Origin of the sequence: Pseudomonas sp. GM24 (assembly GCF_000282235.1) — a bacterium.
Classification (GTDB): Bacteria; Pseudomonadota; Gammaproteobacteria; order Pseudomonadales; family Pseudomonadaceae; genus Aquipseudomonas.
In genome coordinates this window covers 42-4,990 of the sequence record NZ_AKJR01000321.1, presented here as the reverse complement: position 1 = coordinate 4,990, position 4,949 = coordinate 42, and the positions used below count along the sequence as shown (strand labels likewise).

At 60.7% G+C, this 4,949-nt stretch carries 4 protein-coding genes; 1 reads left to right on the top strand and 3 read right to left on the bottom strand.

All coding sequences use genetic code 11. The features are described 5' to 3' along the window. Positions 1-73: 73 nt before the first annotated feature. From PMI23_RS27725 to PMI23_RS27715, 3 genes are all read right to left on the bottom strand, one after another. Complete coding sequence (locus PMI23_RS27725; RefSeq protein WP_007910026.1) at positions 74-1,975, bottom strand: PhoX family protein; 1,902 nt, start codon at positions 1,973-1,975, stop codon at positions 74-76. 70 nt (positions 1,976-2,045) lie between these two features. Next, positions 2,046-2,810 (bottom strand): TOBE domain-containing protein, encoded by a 765-nt coding sequence (locus tag PMI23_RS27720; RefSeq protein WP_007910027.1) that lies wholly within the window; start codon positions 2,808-2,810, stop codon positions 2,046-2,048. A 188-nt stretch (positions 2,811-2,998) separates the two neighbouring features. Then, complete coding sequence (locus tag PMI23_RS27715) at positions 2,999-3,733, bottom strand: ComF family protein (RefSeq protein ID WP_007910029.1); 735 nt, start codon at positions 3,731-3,733, stop codon at positions 2,999-3,001. 91 nt (positions 3,734-3,824) lie between these two features. On the opposite strand from PMI23_RS27715, the gene bioB reads away from it, so the two are divergent. Then, positions 3,825-4,880 carry a biotin synthase BioB gene (gene bioB / locus PMI23_RS27710; protein WP_007910031.1) on the top strand — a complete coding sequence of 352 codons (1,056 nt, stop codon included), beginning with the start codon at positions 3,825-3,827 and terminating at the stop codon, positions 4,878-4,880. Positions 4,881-4,949: the final 69 nt, after the last annotated feature.

The window sequence follows — 4,949 nt, the reverse complement described above, 5'->3', positions numbered from 1 at the left end:
GAGCAGGCTCACTCCCACAGGGGAACGCACGCATTCCAAATGTAGAAGTGAGCCTGCTCGCGATGAGGGCCTGTCAGGCGCCGACGATTCCACCATCCTCGCGAGTAATCGCCATCACCGAAGACCGCGGCTTGCCATTCGGCAAATGCTCAGGGAAGGTCGAACCACCGTTCTCCCCCGGATGCTGAATCCCGACAAACAGGGTTTTCTGATCCGGCGAGAAGCTGATGCCCGTCACTTCACAACCAATCGGCCCGACCATGAACCGACGAATTTCACCGGTCTTCGGATCGGCGCAAAGCATCTGGTTATTGCCCATCCCGGCAAAGTCCCCAGCGTTACTGGAGTCGCCATCGGTGAGAATCCACAAGCGCCCGGCCTTGTCGAAGCCCAAGCCATCCGGGCTGTTGAACATGTTCTGCGGGGTGATGTTCTTCGAGCCACCCTTCGGCGTTCCGGCATGTACGCCCGGATTGCCGGCGACCACAAACAGATCCCAGGCAAACGACTTCGACGCGTGATCGTCACGGTCGGTGCGCCAGCGCAGGATCTGCCCGTAGACGTTTTTCTCACGCGGGTTCGGCCCACCGACTGGTTGGCCGTCCTCGCCGCGCTTGGCGTTGTTGGTCAGGGTGCAATAGACCTGGCCGTCCTTCGGGCTGACGACGATCCATTCCGGACGGTCCATGCGCGTTGCGCCGACCACGCTGGCGGCAAGGCGCGCATGGATCAGCACTTCAGCCTGATCGGCAAAGCCGCTGCTGGCGTCGATGCCGTTTTTGCCGTGGGTCAGCTCGATCCACTGGCCCTGGCCTTTCGGGTGATCGGGGTTGCTGTCGCCGTTGTCGAATTTCGCTACGTACAAGGTGCCGTGGTCGAGGATGTCGCGGTTGGCCTTGGCGTTGCGGTGGTTGATGCGGTCGCGGCTGACGAATTTGTAGATGAATTCGCCACGCTCGTCGTCGCCCATGTACACCACGGCGCGACCGTCGTCGGTCTCGGCCAGGGCGGCGTTTTCATGTTTGAAGCGGCCCAGTGCCGTGCGTTTGACCGGGGTCGATTGCGGATCGAACGGATCGATCTCGACCACCCAGCCGTGTCGGTTGAGTTCGTTGGGGTTCTTCGCCATGTCGAAGCGCGGGTCGTACGGGTGCCAGTTGATCTCGCGGCTGGCGACCGAGACGCCGTAGCGCTTCTGCGCCGGGTCGAACTGCTGCTGGGCGTTGCTGCTGCCGAAGCAGTCGGTGAAGTTTTCTTCGCAGGTCAGGTAAGTGCCCCACGGCGTTTTGCCGTTGGCGCAGTTCTGGAACGTGCCGAGGACTTTCTTGCCGTGTTTGTCGGCGGCGGTTTTCATCAAGTCGTGACCGGCCGCCGGGCCGCTGATGCGCAGCGGCGAGTTGCCGTGAATGCGGCGGTTGTAGCGCGAGCCTTGGACGAACTGCCACTGACCGTTCTTGCGCTGCACTTCGATCACCGACACGCCTTCGCAGGCCAGCGCCTTGCGCACGTCTTCGGCCGATTGCGGCATGCCGCCGTGCGGGTAGAGGTAGCGGTAGTTGGTGTATTCGTTGTTGATCGCCATCAACGCGCGGTTGCGGTCGTCGGGGAAGGCGAACAGGCTCATGCCGTCGTTGTTGTCGCCGAACTGCACTTCCTGTGCGGCCGCGGTGCCGTTACCGCTCGGGTCGAAGGCCGGACCGTTTTTCTGCAATGGCTGGCCCCAACTGATCAGCACCGAAGACTTGTAGCCTTTGGGCAGCGTGATGACATCGGTGGTCGCAGCGGGAATGCTCTCGAAACCGAGCAGGCGGCTGTTGCCGGCGCTGACGCCGGTGGCCAGCGCGCTGCGGCTCAACAGACTGCCACCGAGGAACATCGCCGCGCCGCACAGCGCACCGGCGCCGATGAAACCACGACGGCTGAGGCCGACCATCTTTTCCAGATCAGTGGATTGGTTTTCTTCTAATAGGCTCACATCAGGCTCCCTGCTTGGTTTTGGCAGCTACCTTAATGAGCGTCGATGACGCTTTCGTTGCAGCGCCTGATTACAGCGGCGTGCCGATCAGCACATTGGACGGCGAAAACTGCACCTGCACCGGTTGCTCGACGGTCAGCCCGCGAGTGCGCAAATCGAGCGGCTCAGCCAAGGCGCAGAGGGTATGGCCGTTGGGCAGGGTAATCCGTACTTCGCTAGGGCCGTCCTCGGCGTCGAGAATCGCTTCGATAGTGCCCTTCAGAAGATTGTGACCAGACGTTGCAGATTGCTCGGTGCCGAGCAATTCCAGCCAGCCAGCCTTGATCAGCGCCACCACTTCGGTACCGCTTTGCAGCTCCAGATGCACGGTGCTGTCGTGGGTGATCTGCGCGTCGAGGCACAGACCTTCGGCCAGTTCGAGGCGGATCAGGTCATTGCGGCCCTGCGCTTCGATCGCCACGACTTTGCCGTGCAACTGGTTGCGCGCGCTGGTTCTGAGCATCAAACGACCGAGCAGATCCAGATCGCTGGCATCTTCCGCCGCTTCCAGCACTTGGGCCTGCAAGGCTTGCAGCTTCTGATACAGGCGCAAAACGCGCTCGCCTTCGCTGGACAGTTTCGCGCCGCCGCCACCCTTGCCACCGACGGCACGCTCGACCAATGGTTTTTGCGCCAGGTTGTTCAACTCATCGATGGCGTCCCACGCCGCCTTGTAGCTCAGGCCTGCGCTCTTCGCGGCGCGGGTGATCGAACCCTGCTCGGCGATGTGTTGCAGCAAGGCGATGCGCTGCGGACGGCGGACGATGTGCTGGGACAACAGGGACGGCATAGACATGGATGGGGTGCTTTTTTGCTGTGGCGGTGGGGGAGGAAGTTGGCCGCTCGCAACGCGAGAGTCAAGCCGAACCCAAATCCATTGTAGGAGTGAGCCTGTTCGCGATGGCGGTGGATCAGTCAGCATAAATGTTGGCAATGATGACGCTATCGCGAGCAGGCTCATTCCCACGGGGGATTGTGTCGACTTCAACCTCCAGGCTTTGGCGTGCGGGCCAGGCAATAGACATCGACCCGCGCGGCGCCAGCGTTCATCAGCAACCGGGCGAGAGCCTGTGCGGTAGCGCCGGTGGTCAATACGTCATCAACCAGCGCGAGATGTCGGTTTTTTACCTGCGCATCCGGCATGAGGTCGAAGGCATTGCGCAGATTACGTTTACGCGATTTGGCGTCGAGCGACTGCTGGGCATCGGTGTCCTTGACTCGGCGCAGAACCGTTTCTTCACACGGCAGATCCAGCGACTCACTCAACCACCGCGCCAACATAGCTGCCTGGTTGAACCCGCGTTGACGCAGGCGTTTATTCGCCAGCGGTACCGGCAACAACGCATCAGGCCGTGGCAAACCCTCATCGAAGCGATGTTGCAGGTATTGCCCGAGAACGTCGGCGAGCAGGTGGCCAAACGGCCATTTTGCGTTGTGTTTAAAGCGCGTAATCAAACTGTCGACGGGGAAGCCATACTGCCACGGCACCACCACCTGTTCGAACGCCGGCGGCTCTAGCAGGCACTCGCCGCAGGTCAGGCCCGCGGCGAGGAGTGGCAAGGCGCAGGTCTGGCAGTGGTCGCCGAGCCAGGGCAGATCAGTTTCGCAAGCCACGCAAATTGGCATTTCTGCTTCTGCCGGCTCATCGCAAAGCAGGCAGGTTTGTACATTATTTAAACAGATGTAAACCGGTCCTTCGTATCGTGGTTGACAGCGCATGACTCTTCCTTAAATATGCCGAACATCCGTGTCGCGCCTGTGGGTATTCCATTCCCGCAGCCGCCAGCCAAGCATAACCAAGGAACTACCCATGAGCGCGAGCACCACCGCCACCCTGCGTCACGACTGGTCTCTGGCCGAAGTCAAAGCACTCTTCGTACAGCCATTCAACGACTTGCTGTTCCAGGCGCAAACGGTGCACCGCGCACATTTCAACGCCAACCGCGTTCAGGTTTCGACCCTGCTGTCGATCAAGACCGGTGCCTGTCCGGAAGACTGCAAGTACTGCCCGCAGTCCGGTCACTACAACACCGGCCTGGAAAAAGAAAAGCTGATGGAAGTGCAGAAGGTCCTCGAAGAGGCAGCACGCGCCAAGGCAATCGGCTCGACACGTTTTTGCATGGGCGCGGCGTGGAAGCATCCGTCGGCCAAAGACATGCCGTACGTGCTGAAAATGGTTGAAGGCGTAAAGGCCATGGGCCTGGAAACCTGCATGACTCTTGGCCGTCTCGACCAGGACCAGACCGAAGCACTGGCCAAGGCCGGTCTCGATTACTACAACCACAACCTCGACACGTCGCCCGAGTTCTACGGCAGCATCATCACCACCCGTACTTACAGCGAGCGTCTGCAGACCCTGGCTTACGTGCGTGAGTCGGGAATGAAGATCTGCTCCGGCGGCATCCTCGGTATGGGTGAATCGCTGGATGACCGCGCCAATCTGCTGATCCAGTTGGCCAACCTGCCGGAGCATCCGGAATCGGTGCCGATCAACATGCTGGTGAAAGTCGCCGGTACGCCACTGGAAAACGCCGAAGACGTCGACCCGTTCGACTTCATCCGCATGCTCGCCGTGGCGCGCATCCTCATGCCGCAATCCCACGTGCGCCTGTCCGCCGGCCGCGAAGCGATGAACGAGCAGATGCAGGCCCTCGCATTCTTTGCTGGGGCCAACTCGATTTTCTACGGCGACAAGTTGCTGACCACCGCCAACCCGCAGGCGGACAAGGACATGCAACTGTTTGCGCGTCTGGGTATTCAGCCGGAAGCCCGCGAGGAGCATTCCGACGAGGTGCATCAGGCCGCGATCGAGCAGGCGCTGGTGGAGCAGAAGAGCAGCGAGCAGTTCTACAACGCCGCCGTCTGATCGCCATACGGATTCCATGTAGGAGCTGCCGAAGGCTGCGATCTTTTGATCTTGTCTTTTAAAAAACAA

Bases quoted from the DNA above. Each gene is read 5' to 3' on its own strand.
- PMI23_RS27720 (WP_007910027.1), bottom strand. From the start codon at position 2,810: ATGTCTATGCCGTCCCTGTTGTCCCAGCACATCGTCCGCCGTCCGCAG.
- PMI23_RS27715 (WP_007910029.1), bottom strand. From the start codon at position 3,733: ATGCGCTGTCAACCACGATACGAAGGACCGGTTTACATCTGTTTAAAT.
- bioB (WP_007910031.1), top strand. From the start codon at position 3,825: ATGAGCGCGAGCACCACCGCCACCCTGCGTCACGACTGGTCTCTGGCC.